This window comes from Anaerotruncus colihominis (assembly GCF_010206195.1).
Taxonomy (GTDB): domain Bacteria; phylum Bacillota; class Clostridia; order Oscillospirales; family Ruminococcaceae; genus Anaerotruncus; species Anaerotruncus colihominis_A.
This window is the reverse complement of record NZ_VIQT01000002.1, coordinates 38567-55045: the sequence shown is the minus strand read 5'-3', so window position 1 is coordinate 55045 and position 16479 is coordinate 38567. Positions and strand designations below refer to the sequence as shown.

Genomic DNA, 16479 nt, shown 5'->3' with positions numbered 1-16479 from the left:
AAAGAAGAAAGTAAAAGGAGGCACATGAAATGAAACACCCAAATGTCAAAACCATTTTGGCTGCGCTGGTTGCTATTATTCTTATTTTCGGCGGACTGGCTCTGATACAGTACAACAAATCTCAGGAAATTCTGCCTGACACCAGCGCACCTATGGTTCAAGACTCGTCGCAGCCGGAAGAATCTTCCGATTATGATAGTTTACAGCCTGATTCAAACTCTGTACCAGATATGGATTCCACCCAGAGCAGGTACGAAACCCCCTATCCGCCGCTTAATATCCAGGATCTTTCTCCTACCACCTTGACTCCTGAAGAAATTTCTGAGAGCATAGATGAATTGCTGGCCGGTCTTCTGAAACTGGATAAAGCAGCAATCGACAGGGTTTCTCCTCAGAATATAGGCGGTGAGCATAATCCCTTTCGGGTTATGCTCAATGCTTGTCTGGCAGACGATGCAATAAAAGCGGCTTTCCGAAATCTGGGAAGCCTCACCACCTACGAAGTATTAGATGTTTCCAATACTTCCAGCAGTCCGAATGTGTTTACAGTCACCGTTTCCGTCACAACACCCTACATGGCCCCAGGAGCGGCCGAAATGTCGGCCAGTAATGAAATTCCCTATGTGCAGGAACTGGCCCTTTTCAGGGCGTCTGGGGCCGCACAGAGCATTGCTAATATGGACTTGGGTGCTGTCCCGCTTAGTACCGACTTGGTAACGCTCACTGTGATTGTGGAAGATGATGTCCCCTTGCTTTATTATCCTACCTCACTGACCTATGGCGGCCGGATTCCCCAATACGCTTTTCTCTGGGGGGCGGTTGAGTTTCAGGGGGTCAATGGCGGCGACCTGCTCTTACGGAATGACTTTGGCGGGAGTATCCAGGTAACACGCCAAAGATTTGAAACGGACAGCAAATGCAGTGAACTTGCCAATTATCTCGATACTGCCCTGGGAAAAATCAAGGACGCCGATATGGAGGCTCTGGAAGAGTTGACCGTGGCAGAGGATACCCTTGGGACCCATTGGGTGTTTATAACGGTATATCCTGAATATCAGAGGCTGTTTGAGAAGAATCCAGATTTTGAGCCGGAAATCTGGGAGCGTATCAAATCGTTCAGGTATGAGCTCCAATATTTGATTCATAGCGACGCTCAAAGCGGCACCCAAATCTATTCTGTACTTATAACCTACTCAACAGTTGATCCGTTGACGAAACAAAGGGTATACCAGTCAAAACAATTCATTATTTCCCCTGGCAGGGATACTCTCAGCAACTCGGAGGGTGCCATGCTGAATAATCTGCTGTCAGAGATTTTAGAGGACGCTTTTGGGGGAAGTCCGCTTACTGCGGAATCCCGCCTATATCTGGCAGGGAGGATAAAGTGACTGTGTGTTTTCAAGGCTTGACACTGGAAAAAATTCAGATTACAATTTGATTATTCCAATGTGTTCGCTGCTCCCCTGGGGAGTTAAGTAAGGCTTTCGCTCCGGTGTGAGTGTGAAAGGCCGGTATTAACAGTAAGGCATAATTGCGTCTTTGGGCGCAGCTATGCCTTTTTTCTTTGCCTATTCAAGTGCCCGTCTGGTCAGATGGGTGCTTTTTATATACAGAAAACGAACAACAACCTGAATGATGAAAGTGAGGAAAACACCATGACAACAAACAAAAGTACCTGTCTGTATCGCGGAAATTGTAAAGAGCTCCAGGAGATTAACAAAGTTGAAATCGACATTGCAGCTTTGGCAATGGAGTCGATCCCGCAGTTTGACGGAGAGCCTGTTCGATGGTTCTTTCCGGTTCGCTCGCAGATCAGCTGGTTCCGGCTGAAAAATGGGGACAAAGGAAACATCCAACTGGAGATTGTCAAAGCAGATGACTATATTGCGGTAGTAAAAGCAACCGTCTTTGTTGACGGTGTTGCTGTTTCCAGTGCGCATGGTTCCGCAAACACTTCCGAAGATAGCGCAAGCAGCTTCAAACTGATTGAGGCTGCGGAAACCCGCGCAATCGGCCGCGCTTTGGATTTTGCCGGATACGGCTGCCAGCTGGATTTAAAAACCTTTGACGGTTCTGAGCCGGACAACGCCGCACCGCAAAGTGGAAACCCAGCCGCAGGCAGTGAGGAGGAGCAGTCTCCAGCTATGCCTGAAGCTGAAGTGATCCCGCAGCCCGGAGTTATGAACGGCAAACATAAAGTGGATGCCAATGCACCTTCCAGGATTATTGACATTCACGAACTTGAATCGGACACAGAACCGGAAAAGCCGAAGTCACGGAGAAAGCCCAAGACCCAAAAGGCAGCTGAAGCAGAAGCAGATACCGCCACTGCAGGGCATAGCGACAGTGCCCCTGTTACGGCAGTGGAAAACGCCGAAGAGCCTGCTGAAGCAGCTCCTTCTGAGGAAGCAGAGGCAGATACCGCTGCTGTCGGGCGTGGCGACAGTGCTCCAGCTCCGACAGTGGAAAACGCCGAAGAGCCTCCGGTAGCCCCTGACGAAACTGTTTCTGAAACAGCATCGGCCACGATTAGCGAGGCTGTAACCAAATTCCCTACAGACGCCGGCACTGTAAACTTGGAAACACCTGAGAAAAGTGCTGAGGAATTGGTATGGAATTATATCGAGTCGGAGAGTTTCAGCAGCGATCCAATCGTGCTTGATCCCCGGTTCTTTGGTGAGGAAAATACCGACCCGTTCAAAGCCTTTTTCATCGAAGGAAGAAAAACGAAGATGCTCAACCATGAAATCCAGTTGGCTCTTGCTTATTTGCAGGAGCATCCAGATGTCATTTATCACTTGAAGTATCCAGCGACCCAGGGTGCCTTTGCCGGCTTGACTTTCGGTGAAATCGTTGAGGCAAAAGGCGGCGATGTTGTAAAACAAGCTGCAGCAGCTTGTAAAAAATATTATGCCGGAAAAAAAGCGCCAGAATATGCTGCGGCTCTTCTTCTGGCAGAGAAGTTTGACGCATAAACACTCAGTAATAAAAGGAGGAATTAAGAGTGTTTGACCAATTTACAATCTACGATGTGATGAGCATTGTAGGACTGGACCCCACTCGGATTCATTCCTCCAGTGGCTATTTTGACTGCCCAATTTGCGGCGGAAAAAAGAAACTCAATGTCAATCCTCATGTTGGCTATGGCGGCGTGTGCCGGTGTGCAAAATGCTCCGCCGGCGGTGACAAGTTGGATCTTTTCCTTTTGTTTCGTAATCCCCATTTGGTAGCTGTGAGAAGCTCTTCGCAAAACGGTTCCCTATACTACAAGCCATCCGACGATGACCGGCAGGAGGGAATGCGGGAGCTGGAGAGGTTGTTGCATCTTTCACGCCAGCAGCCAGGCTATCTGGAGAAAATACACCAGCAGCAGAAGAGAATTGAAGAAGCGGCATCCAAAGGGCCGAAGGTCAGCTCTCCTGAACACAGGAACGCAGTTTACACTGCGTTCCTGGGCCTTTTGAAACTCACTGGTCCCCATAGAGAAGCCTTGCGCGCTCGTGGCTTGACCGATGCTGATATTGAAAGAGCCATGTTTCGTTCTACTCCACTGTTTGGGCGAAAGCAAATCGCTCAGAAACTGGTTGCACAGGGGCTTTCCCTCGAAAATGTTCCCGGATTTTTCAAAATATCCAAGTGCGACCAGGAAACCGGAGAGGTTACAGAGGAATGGAGCGTCTACTGCCCCGACCCGGGGTATTTCGTTCCAATCAGGAATAAGGATGGCTATATCGTTTCTATGCAAATTCGCCTGAATAAGCCAACCACTGATAAGAATAAATACCTTTTCTTTTCCAGCGGCAGAGAAACGCTGGAAGGGGGTGTCAGTGCTGTCAGTGAAATTCATGTGGAGATGTGTTCAGAATCCCCCAGATATGTCTACATTACAGAAGGGCCCATCAAGGGATATGTTTCCCGTTCTCTCTACCAGCGGCTATATGGCAAGGATGATATGATTGTTTTGTGTATTGTTGGTACTTCCAATTTCGGAGGAATCAACAAGCTGTTACAATGGCTGCTGCAACAGTACGATATTGAAATTGTGGTGGAGGCTTATGATTTGGACAAGTTCACGAATCAATATGTCGCCAGGGACCGCAGCAATCTGGAAAAAGAAATTAAACAGACGATGCTGGAGATGCGCAAGGAACTCTCCGATCAATACGAAAATGGAAAAATCCGCCCCAAATATGTGTCCTTTGCAAAGGACAGGTATCTCGGAAAAGGAATCGATGACCACTTACTTGCTCTTTGGAATAAAAGCAATACTGTCAAGGAGGAGAAGCACGATATGAATGAAGCATAAAAAACCAAAAGGCTGCCGATACGGCGGCCTTTCTTCTTTTAAGCAAAAAGAGCCTGTCCACCCGCTTTCAGAGGGGTAGATAGGCTTTTATTCTGTCCTTTAGGCTGCGGTATCTATTCTGGTTGCTTTTTTGCGTTTTTCTCCCTATATAGTTATTAGGAGCTATATAAAGAGGTGAATTAACACATGAGAGCAAAGATTTATACGGATACCTGGGACCCCTTCCATGGTTGTCTCAATAACTGCTTGGGGTGCAGAGCAGCGGCACAAATCAGACAGAGCGGCGGCCATCGTGACCTGCTCTACTATATGCACCAGGAACAGCCGCCGGAAACCGGAGAGCTGCACATTTTAGACGCCCCCATGTTGGACGAGGTGACAGGAAAGCCGGAGGATTATCCCTTTGCGTTTGACCCCACCTTCAGCCGGTATCGCTTGAAAGAACTACTTTCTTTCACAAAGCCATCTAATATTTTGGTTTGTGAAAAGGGGGACCTATTTGCGCCCTGGGTTCCGGATCAGGTTGTTTTAGAGATACTGGATACTGCTCGAAAGGCGTCGCTCCATAACTATCTCTTTCTCAGCCGGTTTCCAGAGCGGTATAAAGCCCTTTCGGACATACCCCCTAACTTCCTGTTTGGAGCTGTAATAGACAGCCCGCAGCAGCTTCAGAATGCGGCAGACGCCAGCGCAAAAGTGAGATATCTTGTTATAGATCCCCTGAAAGAACAGATTGATTTAGAGAAGGTCATGGAACGATTTTCAAAGAAACCCGAATGGGTTGTGCTGGAGACAATGACGAAAACCGTCACAATCACAGCTTCTCGAAAAAAGCAGCTGGGAACTCTGGTGGAAACCTACACACAAAATGAAATTCCGGTTTTTGTAGGAGATCAGCTGCAAATGCTGATGGGGGAAAGCCTGCCGCAGCAGCTGCACCCGTTGCTTCTGAAAAACCACAGCATCTGAAATCAAGGAGGTAAAATATGTCTATCCTAACTACCCAGCCGGCGGCCGAGACTGTCATCATCGGCTGCGACAGCGGCAATAAACTCATTAAGACCCGTAATACCGTTACTCTGGCTGGTATCGAACGGCTTCCCGCAAAACCGGCGGTAAGCCCTCCTGACCCAATGGACATTCTGCTGATTGACAGCCTGTACTATTCCATCAGCAACACGCGCCTGCGCTATGAGCCAGACAAAAGCATCAACGACAATCATCTGTATCTCACCCTTATCGCAATCGCAAAAGAATTGCGCGCCAGGGGTATGAGTCCAAAAAACGAAATCATTTTGGCAGCGGGGCTTCCGCCAGGGCACATGTCCAGCGCCAAGTTAGCGGAGAATTACCGAAACTATTTTCTGAGAAACGGTGGGATGTTCCGTTTCCAGTGCGGTGGGGTGCCGCACCAAATCAACATCAAGGATGTTGTTGTCTGTCCCCAGGCATATTCTATTCTGCTGACCCTTTCCCCTGATGTCATCAAGATGCCCAGTGTCTATGTTATTGATATCGGCGGCGGTACAGTGGATAGCGTCCATCTCGTAAACGGCAGACCGGACCCTATGATGAACTCGCTGGAGATGGGGGTCATTCCAATGTACTCTACCATTCAGAAGCAGATGCAGAATGAGTTCAGGCGTCAAATCTCTGAAGATCAGGTTGATAATATCATCATGGGAAAGCCCCACATGTTCAAGCCTGAGCATGTCGAGGTTGTTAAACGAACCGCAGATGCCCATATCCATTCCATTTTTGACCGCTTCAGGGAAATGGGAGATGACTGGCTCTCTGGCTATGTCGTATTCTGCGGAGGGGGTTCTGTCCTCCTCAAAGAGTATATCGCTCGATACGCTCCTGAGCTTACTGGCCGGTATCTTATCGTTGAGGACATCCGCGCAAACGGAAAAGGGTTCGAGACTTTTGCCAGGGTAAAGCTGAAGAGCAGGAAGTAGGTGAGCGTGGATGGGTGAACCGCGCCGCTCTCAAAGCAAGCACATTGGCTTCAAGGCAAAAGGCGTCGATCCACAGCACGACCTGGTGTATTCGGTTTTGGATGCCCTGCCCAGAGGCGGCGCAAGCGAATTTATTGTGCTTGCTGTAATGGAGTTTTTAAAGAATCATTCGGGGGAGGCGATCACAGGACGGGGCAAACGCAAATATATCATCCTGGGCGATTATTCAAAATTGCCGGATAACAAGGTGAAAGAGGCAGCTGCCGAAAATATCAGTATACCTTTGCCAGAGCCGGCGGATGAAACGACCGGAGATGGTATTGCTGTGATTGATGTTCCTCTGGCGGAGACAGAGCCGCCAGAGCTGTTGCCGCCGGTTCAGGATGATACACCACTGCTGGACGAGGATACTTTGGAAAGCCTGGTGCTTGGTTTTTCCACAGATTTTTCATAAAAGACAAAAAAGACGAAAGTTCCATTTTTAGGAGCCTTCGTCTTTTTTATTTTTCAGCTTGGCGTTTTAATGCTTTTTGGACAGCATTTCGATGCTGTTCGATCAGCTCTTTTTCTTCAGCGGTCAGCATCATGGGGAAAATGCGGTCTTCCAGGCAAGAACGGTCAATAATGTTGAGCTTGATTTGATTTTTGGGGTAATCATCCGGAAATTCCCCATTTTTGGCTTTTCGCAGGAGAACTGAGAAGTCTTCATAGGAAACACCGAGTCCCTTACACAGCTGTACGGCATCCGCTGTTGGCAATGTCAACAATGCTCCTCGCAAAGCCCGTTTGGAGACTTTGGGGTAGGAAACACCGCATTTATCACATAATTCTTTCAAATTTGTCTTGTGATTGTGGAGCAAGGAATAGAAAATATCCTTTTCGCTTAATGACATTGTTTATGCCACCTCCTCCTTGCTTTCGTCCTTTATTCTTATTATAGCGAGGGAGAGCAATATTTACAACAAGAAAAATTTGTGTGATTACTACTTTAGCACTTGAAATAAATCTAATTTATTAGACATTATCGGATGTATAAAAAGACAATAAAGGAGTTGAAAAACATTATATTTTTAGATATAATTCATAATAAACAGATATAGTGCTTAAAAACAAAGAAAATACTTACTGTAATCCTAAAAAGATTTTTAAGAAAAAAGGACAAATGTCTAATTTTTGGAGGTGCGGAACAATGGCTGACGAGAAATATTACTACGAAACTGTCATCCACTTTGCCCGCAAACAGGGCATGACCCTGTCATTCCTGTCAAAAGCATGTAGAATCAAGACTGAAACACTCTCGAAGCAGCTGCGCCGCAAAGGAGGCAGTGATTTGACAATTCTGAACTGCCTGATCTTGCGGGATGTGATTGCTCCGAATCTCAGCCTTGATGAACTGTATCCAGAAGCCTTTTCTGAAAAGGAAGGCTGAATAATTGCTATCTTCCCCATTTGGGGTTGATAATATACTTTTTCTTGAACCTTGACAGCTGAATCATAACCTTGCCACTTTGAATACCTCTCCATCTCGAAAGGGAAAGCGGACGGAGGCAGTCTAAGCTCTCAGCTGAGCTTGCGGATAGCTTCTAAAATGGCCGTAGCTGGCTGTGCTGCGATGACCAGTGAGAGGGTTTCTAAGGATACTCCTGCCTGGCGGCGTCACAGCTTGGGGCAGCCCGAAACGAATATCGGGTACATCAGTGGTTCGGAGCACAGCTGTTATACAGCAAAGTGTGGCTCCGGCGCCCGGTGTAGTGATTTGTGCAGCGGTTTGCTACCGCAAGAAAAGTGGTTTCCCCAGATATATTCCGATTTGGGGTCAGAGGAAAAATGCACAGGAATATGAAAAAGAACAAAATCTGCTTGAGGGCAGATCCCTGCGGCAAATTATTGTTTGCCGCAGCATTGTGTTCTCAAGAAAAAGCCATCAAGGAAAGGAATGAGAAGGGAAAAGGAGAGGGAGGAAACGAGAAAGAAGGAGGACGGGAATGGTTTTCGATGCGGCCCACGCAGTCCCAACGAGAATAGCCTGGTTCGTCCGTTGCAAACCGCAGCGCGCTTTCGCTGTTAGGCCATCCCCACTTCCTGATCTTCCCCTCTCTTTTTTCTCTTCCTTTTTCTCTTTCTGAAAGGAGGCGCATATAAATGCCAAAACAGATTATTTACACTCCTCAGCTTATTTTAGATGAATTGGTGTGTGAATTGGAACAAAGAGAGAGGTTTGACCTGTCTGAGCGGCTGAAAGCTGCCGGAACACTGCTGCCGATCATGGCGCAACCCCAATACGAACGGTGCGTAGAGGATGTTTTGGCCGGTGCGGTTGCCACTATAATCCATGAGTTTTGCTATGCAAAGAATTTTGTTCCGATAGTGGTAGTCTGTGAAGCAGGCGAAAAGAAAAGAGATACCGCACACCTGAAGATGGTAATAGGCACTCTTCAACAGATGAACTACTTGGAGAAGGTTGAGTTCGTTTCCAAGGAGCCAGTCCACAGATATTTATGCCTAAAACGCCTCCGAAACGCAGAGGCAAATGGAAATGAATTTCCTGCTATGCTGGCAAGAAGCCTTTTGATTACTGGAGTGGACAAAAAAACCGCTGGCAAAGTTTGTGTTACGACCTGCTCAAAAGGCTGTACTTATCGCGGAGTATGTAAATACCAGATTCTAATGGAAAACATATCCGATGGCCAAATTCCTTTGCTTGTCTACAACACACAACAATATCAATCGGCGCTTAAAGCGAGTAAGCTGCCAAAGGCCAGGCTGACTGTCTGTTCTCCAACGAATAGTAGGGCATTATTGGGTGATGGCATCCGATCAATCAGGGCAAAGGATATCGAAAAACTCCTGCTGCAATCTGAACGGCTATGCAGTTCGGCCAGACAAAAAAGAATCGCTGTTTTGCAGGAAACGCAGGCCATCCGAAAAAGCTGTAAAACTCTATTTGGAATGGCTGAAAATGGGATAGATGAACAGGTTGCAAGACTTTTATTAGCCTCTATCCACGGCGGTTTACTCAGAATCCGCCGGTTGTGTATAAAGGAGATGACCTTGTGGGGCAATGAGCGTGCCAGATGGAATAAAAATTTGAACCGGACGATCTCAGATATTGAGGCGCTGCAGAAATCTCCCTTTACCATCGTAAATGGCTCATTAAGAACCACATTGTAGAAAGGAGGGGATTTTATGCAGAGCATTTCAGAAGACCCGTATATTGGATTGCTTGAAAAAGACCTGAAAGACTATCCACCGACACTCCAGGCCAAACACCTTGCCAAATACCTTGGAATGAGTATGGGAGCCGCCTACAAATTGCTGAAATCGGGCAGGCTCCCAGTGGTGGATGTCCCTGGAAGTAAGTTTATCCTGGTTCCCAAAAGTTTGTTTATCAAATGGTATGCGGCTTGTTTGAGGAGCAATCGACTGGACGAAATGGATGAAAATGGAGTATAATGAGACTACCCGTTTCACTAGCCAGATGATTGCGCCAAAACAAGCCGCTTTTGTTTGTCTCTGACCAGATGAAGGGAGGAGAAGAATGTGTCATCATCCATTTCTGCGGGGAAAACACCCCGAAAAAAAGGGACAGGCAGTATCCGGCGCTATGCAAATGGCGTATGGCAATCAAGTTTTACCTACAAAGGACAACGCTTTTACTTAGAGGCGGTATCCAGGGACGAGGCATCCGGCAAGCTGGAGGCTGCGAAGCAATTTGCAGATTCTGGATCATTTGACGGAACCAAAGAATCTTTGCATCAATTTCTTTTACAACAGGGGTATCCCAGTGGAACAAAACGCACAGTACCGGCTGTTATTAGCTCCTATAACATCAACCGCAATACGGCCACTTCATGGCGGGTGTCTGTGAATGTCCAGGGAGTAAATTATCGGATCGGCGCGGTTTCAGAAGAAGAAGCCAGGGCAAAGTACATCGCCTTTGAAGCTGCGGTTCTAAAGGGGGAATTTCATGGTTCAAACGAAAGTCTGGATGCAATTTTAAAAGCTGCTGGATTCGTAGCGGGCCGGTTTCATAGTGTGCGCTTGAAGAAGGGAACTTCCAAGCATGGCCCATTTAAAAATGGCATCCGCCGCAGGGCAGAGGGATATTATGAGGGCCGGTACACTTACCATCGAAAGACCGAGAGTGTTTATGCTCCCACTGAAAAGGAAGCGGAGAAGAAACTGCGGGCAATCAAAACGGCAATCGACGATGGCAGTTATATTGGTAAAAATAATGAAACCCTATGTGGCTACCTGATGTTCTGGGTCGGCTTTTCCGGCCAGACAAGGCTACGGCCAAGCACGCAAAGAAAATACCGAAGCTATGTCATTGACCATTTCATTCCCTATTTTGGGGATCAACGGCTCCAGGCGACTACCACCGAATTGCTTCAGGAGTTTTTTCAAACCAAAACAATTTCCGGCAGAGCAGATGGTAAAGAGGGTGGACTATCGCATAAAACCCTCACAGATATGAGGAATATGCTTAGTAAAGCGCTCAATTATGCGGTGAATCCTAAGCGCCTTTTGCAATTTAACCCTGCCAGAGAGATTGAACTGAAATTCCGAAAAGCAAAAGAAATTCCAATTATGACAGAAGATCAGATGGAGTTATTGATTGAAAATGCGATGGCCGGCGACAATCCGGTTGGTTGGGCTATTGTCATCTTGCTGCGCACAGGGATGCGAAAAGGGGAGTTGCTGGGTTTGCGCCTATCTTGCATTGGACCAAGAATCAGTACCTTCTCTATAGAAAAATCCCTGGTTCGCATTTACCATCCAAACAAACAGCAGGCAGCCGATTATGAACGAATTGACACATGGGCAAAGACCCGGAACAAAACAGGACTGTACCTTGGTCCGCCCAAAACTGAATCCTCAAGCCGGTGTTTTCCGGTGGGGCGCCAGGTGAAGGAGTGCGTCAGAAATTTGATTGCATACCAGGAAAAACTGCTTGGACACAGTATTGAACAGTGTCCAAATCATGGCCTGGACAACTTTTTATTGGTCACTCCTTTGCTTAGACCTTATGACCCAAAGGCATTTGAGGAACATTTCAAAAAATTCCTTTCCCAATGCGGCATCCTCGATATTAGCGTCCACTCTACGCGGCATAGCTTTACGACAGATATGTTGGAAAAATTTCCAGAGGAGCTTTCCTCCATCTCTGAGATTGTGGGCCATGCGAGCAAGAGTACAACGCTGAGGTATGCACATGGGAGAGAAAAGAAAAAAATCCAACTCATGGATAGCTTTTAAGCAAATTTTATAAGTTGTGTCGTTGCGTTTGCGTTTTCGGGTATTTCTTGTGGTGCTTTGTGGCAGACAGCGCAACGATGTGAAAGGTTAGGGCAAACAAAAGAAGAGAGTGAACCCCAACACCAACAAAATGCAAATGGTTCACTCTCTCTGCTATAAGCATAAGTAAAAGGCGAAAAACCCTTTATTTATGCTGTTTTGGTTGCGGGGGCAGGATTTGAACCTACGACCTTTGGGTTATGAGCCCAACGAGCTACCGAACTGCTCCACCCCGCGGAATATCAATTATTTGGTTTGTACTTTGGAAAGTTTCTCGCGGAAGTTTATTCGTTATGAGCCCGACGAGCTACCGAACTGCTCCACCCCGCGATATTGAATTTTTATGCACTGCCTTTGAATTTGGTTCGTCAGGTTATGAGCCCGACGAGCTAGCAAACTGCTCCACTCCGCGATCTTTTCTGCACTGTTTTGGAGTGCTTTACTATTATAACACGCGAGATTGGGAAATGCAACCCCTTTTTAATAAAAAAGTGGGTTGCAGGCATTGTTTTTTCTCACTGGCCGTAGGGGCTTGGGGAGACCATCTGTAAAGAATGGCTCAAAAAGGTTGCCAGCGGCGGTTACATGGACAGATTACATGCGATTTTACACAGACTTTACATTGGCCCGCTTGCAACTTTTCGTCAAGCATGTTGTCAAGCGCCACGGCGGCTCGATCACGCTGAAATCCGCGCCGGGGAGGGCGCGGATAGCCAATGATTTATAGATTGCAATGCGCAATCTATAAATCATCGATGTGCGCCGGGCGGTCCACTTGAAAGGGGCGCCGCCCGTTTTCAGGTCCAAAGCTTTGCAAGAGATCCGTTCTGTGGTATCATGAAGCATATCGATAATGAGGTGATGCATGTGTTCAGAGAAATGCGCCGCGCCAAACAGGCGCTTTCCCGCGGGGAGAGCCTTGCGCTGCTGGAACGGGCGACCTCCGGCGTGCTTGCCGTTTTGGGCGACGGCGATTATCCGTATGCAGTCCCATTGAGCTTTGTCTGTCACGAAGAAAAGATTTACTTTCACTGCGCCATGGCCGGCCACAAGCTGGACGCTGTCAAAAGGCATCCGAAAGCGTCGTTCTGCGTCATTGGACAGGATCATGTGCTGTCGGAAAAGTATACGACCTGTTTTCGAAGCGTCATTGCATTCGGGCGCGTGCGGATGCTGGAGGACCCGGCGGAAAAGCTGCGCGCCTTGGAGCTGCTGGCTGCAAAGTATTCTCCCGGACAGGCCGAGGGCCGAAAGCAGGAGATCGACCAGCAGTTTGACCGGGTGTGTATGCTGGAGCTATCCATTGAGCACCTGACCGGCAAAGAGGCTATTGAGCTGACAAAGCAGCGCCAGGCGCGGGAAAAAGCGTAAAAGGCCGCCGGCAAAAGCCGGCGGCCCTTTTGATATGTATATGGAAAACATTAGAGGCTGCACCGATTGGGGGAAGCGTATGGATCGGCGAGAAAATTTTCCGCCAGGGCGTGTGCGTCTCCCATTGGTACAGTTTCTTAATACAGCAGCTGCATAACCAAAAACATAATGGCTGCCTGGACGGCAATGCAGCCGATTGTAATGATAATACAAATCGGGAGCGTATTCTTTCCGTCTATGCGCAGGGAGCGCGAGATGCAGAAGGTGCTGCCGAGCAGACCGATCAGCAGACCGATGATTCCCGAGAAGAAATAGCCGAGAATCAGCATCAGAGCGGTCATCACCCAAGCCCAGGCCGGCGTCCTGCCGACAGGGACATACTTTTCGCCGGTGCCCAGATACACGCCGTCAACAGCGAGATCCGCTTTGGTTCCGATCATTACAAGGTTGAGCACCTTGTCTTCAATTCTGATTTCACGGTCAAGCAGCATGATCCAGAAATTCTGGCTGCGCACCTTTTCAACCTGTCCATCGACAACAACCTTGAGCGCGCCAAAGCCGCGTTTGATCTCAATGGTATGGTTCTTTCCGTTGACCGATACATCCCACTTGGAAATTGCCATTGCTAAAAGCACCCTCCTTTGGACGCTTGCACAAAACGTCCGTATTTTCATCAATTATATCATGTTCGTCTTTTTTTGACAAGACGACGGCCGTTCGACGGACGGCTGTTTTATTTTCTAGGGCTTGTTTAAAAACAGAGGAATTGCCGAATTTTTCGCAGGCAGCAGGAGAACGCAAGGGAAAAATGCAGGAATCCTTTCGGATTTCGATGCTTTTTAACGCAGCGTCCCCCGCTGTTTGTAGAAAAAGACGGGTATTTTGATTTTTCAAACAGCCCTTAATCGCCAGCAGATCCGTGCGCGTTTTTTGCGCCTGCACCTGCCCCTATCCGAGCATGGCGAGAAATCGGCTCGGCTCGGCCGGGCCGCGTCCGCGCCGCCCGCGCGCCCAGGATACGAACAGCTTTTTTCTGGCGCGCGTGACCGACACATAAAAGACGCGCGCCTCCTCGTCAAACGCGCCGGAGCGCATCGCCTGCCAGGTGGGGAATACGCCCTCCTGCATCATCGGCAAAAACACATAGTCAAATTCGCACCCCTTCGACTGGTGTGCCGTGATGACGGCGACCTTGTTGGCAGTCTTGCGCATACGGTCGAGCGCGCCTGGCGAAAGCGCCGCCAGTTCGAGCAGCGAGGCGAGCTGCTGGGCCGGCGGCTGCGTGCGGTCGGTATAATCGCCGGCCGCGTCAAAAAACAGCTCCAGGTTTGCCAGGCGCGCCGGTTCCGCCGCGAAGGCTTCCCCAAGCCCGAACATCCGGCAGGCGAGCCGCGCGGCTTCGGGCGCGGGGAGCGCGGCGGCCTTTGCATGGATATCCGCCAGCAGGCGCGCGAACGGCTCCAGGCGCGGCAGAAGCTTTTCATAGGCCGCGCGGCGCGCCGTCTCATACGGCGCGACATACTGTTTTATCAGCGCGGATAACACATCGGCCGTAGCGAGGATATCATCCATCGCGTTGTGCGACGGGTCATGCGCCGCGCCAAGCGCCGCCGAGACGGTTGACAGTTTATGATTGGGCAGCTCTTTCAAATAGCGTCGGCTGAGATCGAGCGTGTCGTACCAGGCGTTGGAGAGCGTCCGCATGCTGCCCGCGCGCGCAAGGTTCTGCGTGGTGATCGTCAAATCGAACGTCACATTGTGTCCGACCAGGACGCAGCCTTCCGAAAAGCTGAGAAAATCCTCGAGTGCGCCGCGCGGCTCGCCGCCGTTTTCCGCCAGAAACGCGTCGGAGAAGCCATGGACCCGTTCGGACGCGCCGACAGGCCGCGATGGACGCAGGAACCGTTCGAAACGCGCGGCTTCGCCGCCGGGCGAGAGGCGGACGGCCGCGATCTGTATAATATCGTCCGTGTAGACATCGGCGCCGGTGCTTTCCACATCGAATACGACGACGCGCCCTTCGCAAAACGCCTCCAGCAGCCCGGTGAAAAAGTCGCCGCTGCGGTGTGTGCGCAGATCCGCCAGATCGCATGGGAGCGCGCCGCTGTCCGTGCGCGGCAGGGCTGTCAGCGCACGCGCCGTCGCCTCGCCGACGCCGGCCGTATGGCGGCGCAAAAGGCGCAGCAGCGCCGCGCCGTCGCGCGGATTGGCAAGCAGGGCGATACAGGCGAGCGCGTCCTTTACCTCGGCCCGCGAAAAGAGGCGCAGCTCGTCGGCAAGCATGAAGCGCACGGGCGAACGCGCGGCGTGCGCGCCCTGGCAGAGCAGCTCGCACAGCTCGGAACAGGCCCAGTTCGAGCGCGCGATGACGGCTACACGCGTGTAGTCGGTCAATCCGAGCGATTCTATCGACTCTAAAATCCAGGCGGCTTCCGCTTCGGGCGTGTCAAAGGCGCGTACCGCAATATCGGTGCACTGCGGTGAGGAAACGCTGAAATGACCGCCGTCGCCGCGGCCAAAGGCGGCCTTCAGGATGTTTTGGCCGACGGCGAGAAGCTGTTCGCTGCTGCGGTAATTGATCGAAAATTCCAAGCGGACAGGGTGGAAGTCCGCCTCGAAGCGTGCGGCGAGCGCGGTCGGATCGGAGCCGCGCCAGCCGTAGATTGTCTGGTTGAAGTCGCCGCAGAACAGTGTGACAGCGCCGCCGCACAGGCGGGAAAGCAGGCTGTATTCCGCAAGGCTGACATCTTGCGCCTCGTCGACGTGCGCGAAGCGAAACCGGCCGGTCCACAGCTGCGCGGTCTGCCGGTCGCGCAGCAGAGCCGCGGCTCGGATGAGCAGGTCGGAGAAATCGAGCGTGTTATTCTCCAAAAGCGTCTGATCGTAAAGGCGCGCGACGGACGCGCCGTATTTTGCGAGAAAACGAAAAAACTTTTCGTCATAGCGGCGCTGTTCGTCGACGCAGATACGCTCGAGCTGCTCGCGGCGGGAAACGAATACCGCGGCCGCGGCTTCAGCGTGGGAGCGCGCCGGGTCCTCGAGCATGGCGTCCTTGACAAGCCCGATAAAATCAAGGAGGATCTGCGCGTTGCGCCCGTCGATTTCCCGGCCGATCGTGCGTTCGACAACGATGCGCACGATCTCAAGCGCGTCGGCCGCGTCGCAGACGGTGAAATCGCGCCCGAGATCTGTGCGCGCAGCCGGCGTCTCGCGCAGCATACGCGCGCAAAAGCCGTGCACCGTATGCACGGCCACGTTTCGCGCCGTTTCGCCTGCGACCGTTTCGATACGCTCGGTCATCTCCCGGCAGGCGCGGTTTGTAAAGGTAAGGCAGAGGATTTCCTCCGGCGCCGCGGCGCCGGAGACGATCAGGTTTGCCACACGGCGCGCGAGCGTATCTGTTTTTCCGGTTCCCGCGCCGGCAAGCAAAAGGATGCTGTGCGCCGTATCCCCAATTACGGCGCGCTGCTGTTCGTTTGGAGCATGAAGCGCCCGCGCCATGGACGGCGCGGGCGCAGGGGCGCTCCCGGGAAGGATAGCGGCCAT

15 protein-coding genes and 1 tRNA gene are annotated in these 16479 nt (G+C 50.4%); 11 read left to right on the top strand and 5 right to left on the bottom strand.

From position 1 onward, the window contains the following. Positions 1 to 29 precede the first annotated feature (29 nt). The 6 genes from FMM72_RS00385 (at position 30) to FMM72_RS00360 (ending at position 6718) form a co-directional block, all read left to right on the top strand. On the top strand, positions 30 to 1388 hold the full coding sequence (locus FMM72_RS00385) for a hypothetical protein (RefSeq protein WP_162220199.1): 1359 nt from the start codon (positions 30 to 32) through the stop codon (positions 1386 to 1388). A 204-nt stretch (positions 1389 to 1592) separates the two neighbouring features. After that, positions 1593 to 2975 (top strand): hypothetical protein, encoded by a 1383-nt coding sequence (locus FMM72_RS00380; protein WP_162220198.1) that lies wholly within the window; start codon positions 1593 to 1595, stop codon positions 2973 to 2975. Between the two features lie 29 nt (positions 2976 to 3004). Continuing rightward, positions 3005 to 4306 carry a hypothetical protein gene (locus tag FMM72_RS00375; protein ID WP_162220197.1) on the top strand — a complete coding sequence of 434 codons (1302 nt, stop codon included), beginning with the start codon at positions 3005 to 3007 and terminating at the stop codon, positions 4304 to 4306. Between the two features lie 186 nt (positions 4307 to 4492). Continuing rightward, the gene (locus FMM72_RS00370; RefSeq protein ID WP_162220196.1) at positions 4493 to 5275 is read left to right on the top strand and encodes a DUF5131 family protein; all 783 of its coding nucleotides are present in this window, start codon (positions 4493 to 4495) and stop codon (positions 5273 to 5275) included. A 17-nt stretch (positions 5276 to 5292) separates the two neighbouring features. Next, positions 5293 to 6264, top strand: coding sequence for a ParM/StbA family protein (locus tag FMM72_RS00365; RefSeq protein ID WP_162220195.1), 972 nt, complete (start codon positions 5293 to 5295; stop codon positions 6262 to 6264). Between the two features lie 10 nt (positions 6265 to 6274). After that, the gene (locus FMM72_RS00360; protein ID WP_162220194.1) at positions 6275 to 6718 is read left to right on the top strand and encodes a hypothetical protein; all 444 of its coding nucleotides are present in this window, start codon (positions 6275 to 6277) and stop codon (positions 6716 to 6718) included. A 46-nt stretch (positions 6719 to 6764) separates the two neighbouring features. Here FMM72_RS00360 and FMM72_RS00355 read toward each other — a convergent pair whose 3' ends face one another. Then, positions 6765 to 7157 carry a hypothetical protein gene (locus tag FMM72_RS00355; protein WP_162220193.1) on the bottom strand — a complete coding sequence of 131 codons (393 nt, stop codon included), beginning with the start codon at positions 7155 to 7157 and terminating at the stop codon, positions 6765 to 6767. Between the two features lie 296 nt (positions 7158 to 7453). Between FMM72_RS00355 and FMM72_RS00350 the strand changes: the two genes are divergently transcribed. The 4 genes from FMM72_RS00350 to FMM72_RS17460 all read left to right on the top strand — a co-directional run bounded on the left by FMM72_RS00350 (position 7454) and on the right by FMM72_RS17460 (position 11523). After that, positions 7454 to 7693, top strand: coding sequence for a hypothetical protein (locus tag FMM72_RS00350; protein WP_162220192.1), 240 nt, complete (start codon positions 7454 to 7456; stop codon positions 7691 to 7693). Positions 7694 to 8406: 713 nt separating this feature from the next. After that, a complete protein-coding gene (locus tag FMM72_RS00345; protein WP_162220191.1) occupies positions 8407 to 9435 on the top strand; it encodes a hypothetical protein in 1029 nt (342 codons plus the stop codon). Positions 9436 to 9450: 15 nt separating this feature from the next. Beyond that, positions 9451 to 9717, top strand: a complete 267-nt coding sequence (locus FMM72_RS00340) for a helix-turn-helix domain-containing protein (protein ID WP_162220190.1) — start codon at positions 9451 to 9453, stop codon at positions 9715 to 9717. Positions 9718 to 9804: 87 nt separating this feature from the next. After that, complete coding sequence (locus tag FMM72_RS17460) at positions 9805 to 11523, top strand: tyrosine-type recombinase/integrase (RefSeq protein ID WP_162220189.1); 1719 nt, start codon at positions 9805 to 9807, stop codon at positions 11521 to 11523. A gap of 199 nt (positions 11524 to 11722) precedes the next feature. Here the strand turns inward: FMM72_RS17460 and FMM72_RS00330 are convergent. Continuing rightward, positions 11723 to 11799 (bottom strand) — tRNA-Met (locus FMM72_RS00330). Between the two features lie 624 nt (positions 11800 to 12423). Here FMM72_RS00330 and FMM72_RS00325 point away from each other — a divergent pair. After that, positions 12424 to 12933 carry a pyridoxamine 5'-phosphate oxidase family protein gene (locus FMM72_RS00325; protein WP_201758509.1) on the top strand — a complete coding sequence of 170 codons (510 nt, stop codon included), beginning with the start codon at positions 12424 to 12426 and terminating at the stop codon, positions 12931 to 12933. Between the two features lie 137 nt (positions 12934 to 13070). Here the strand turns inward: FMM72_RS00325 and FMM72_RS00320 are convergent, their stop codons facing one another. The 3 genes from FMM72_RS00320 to FMM72_RS00310 are packed head-to-tail and all read right to left on the bottom strand — an operon-like array spanning position 13071 to position 16479. Beyond that, complete coding sequence (locus tag FMM72_RS00320; RefSeq protein ID WP_160209369.1) at positions 13071 to 13556, bottom strand: hypothetical protein; 486 nt, start codon at positions 13554 to 13556, stop codon at positions 13071 to 13073. Beyond that, positions 13504 to 13875 carry a hypothetical protein gene (locus tag FMM72_RS00315; protein WP_162220188.1) on the bottom strand — a complete coding sequence of 124 codons (372 nt, stop codon included), beginning with the start codon at positions 13873 to 13875 and terminating at the stop codon, positions 13504 to 13506. The genes FMM72_RS00320 and FMM72_RS00315 overlap by 53 nt, the downstream gene beginning before the upstream one ends. Positions 13876 to 13881: 6 nt before the next feature. Next, positions 13882 to 16479 (bottom strand): 3'-5' exonuclease, encoded by a 2598-nt coding sequence (locus tag FMM72_RS00310; RefSeq protein ID WP_162220187.1) that lies wholly within the window; start codon positions 16477 to 16479, stop codon positions 13882 to 13884.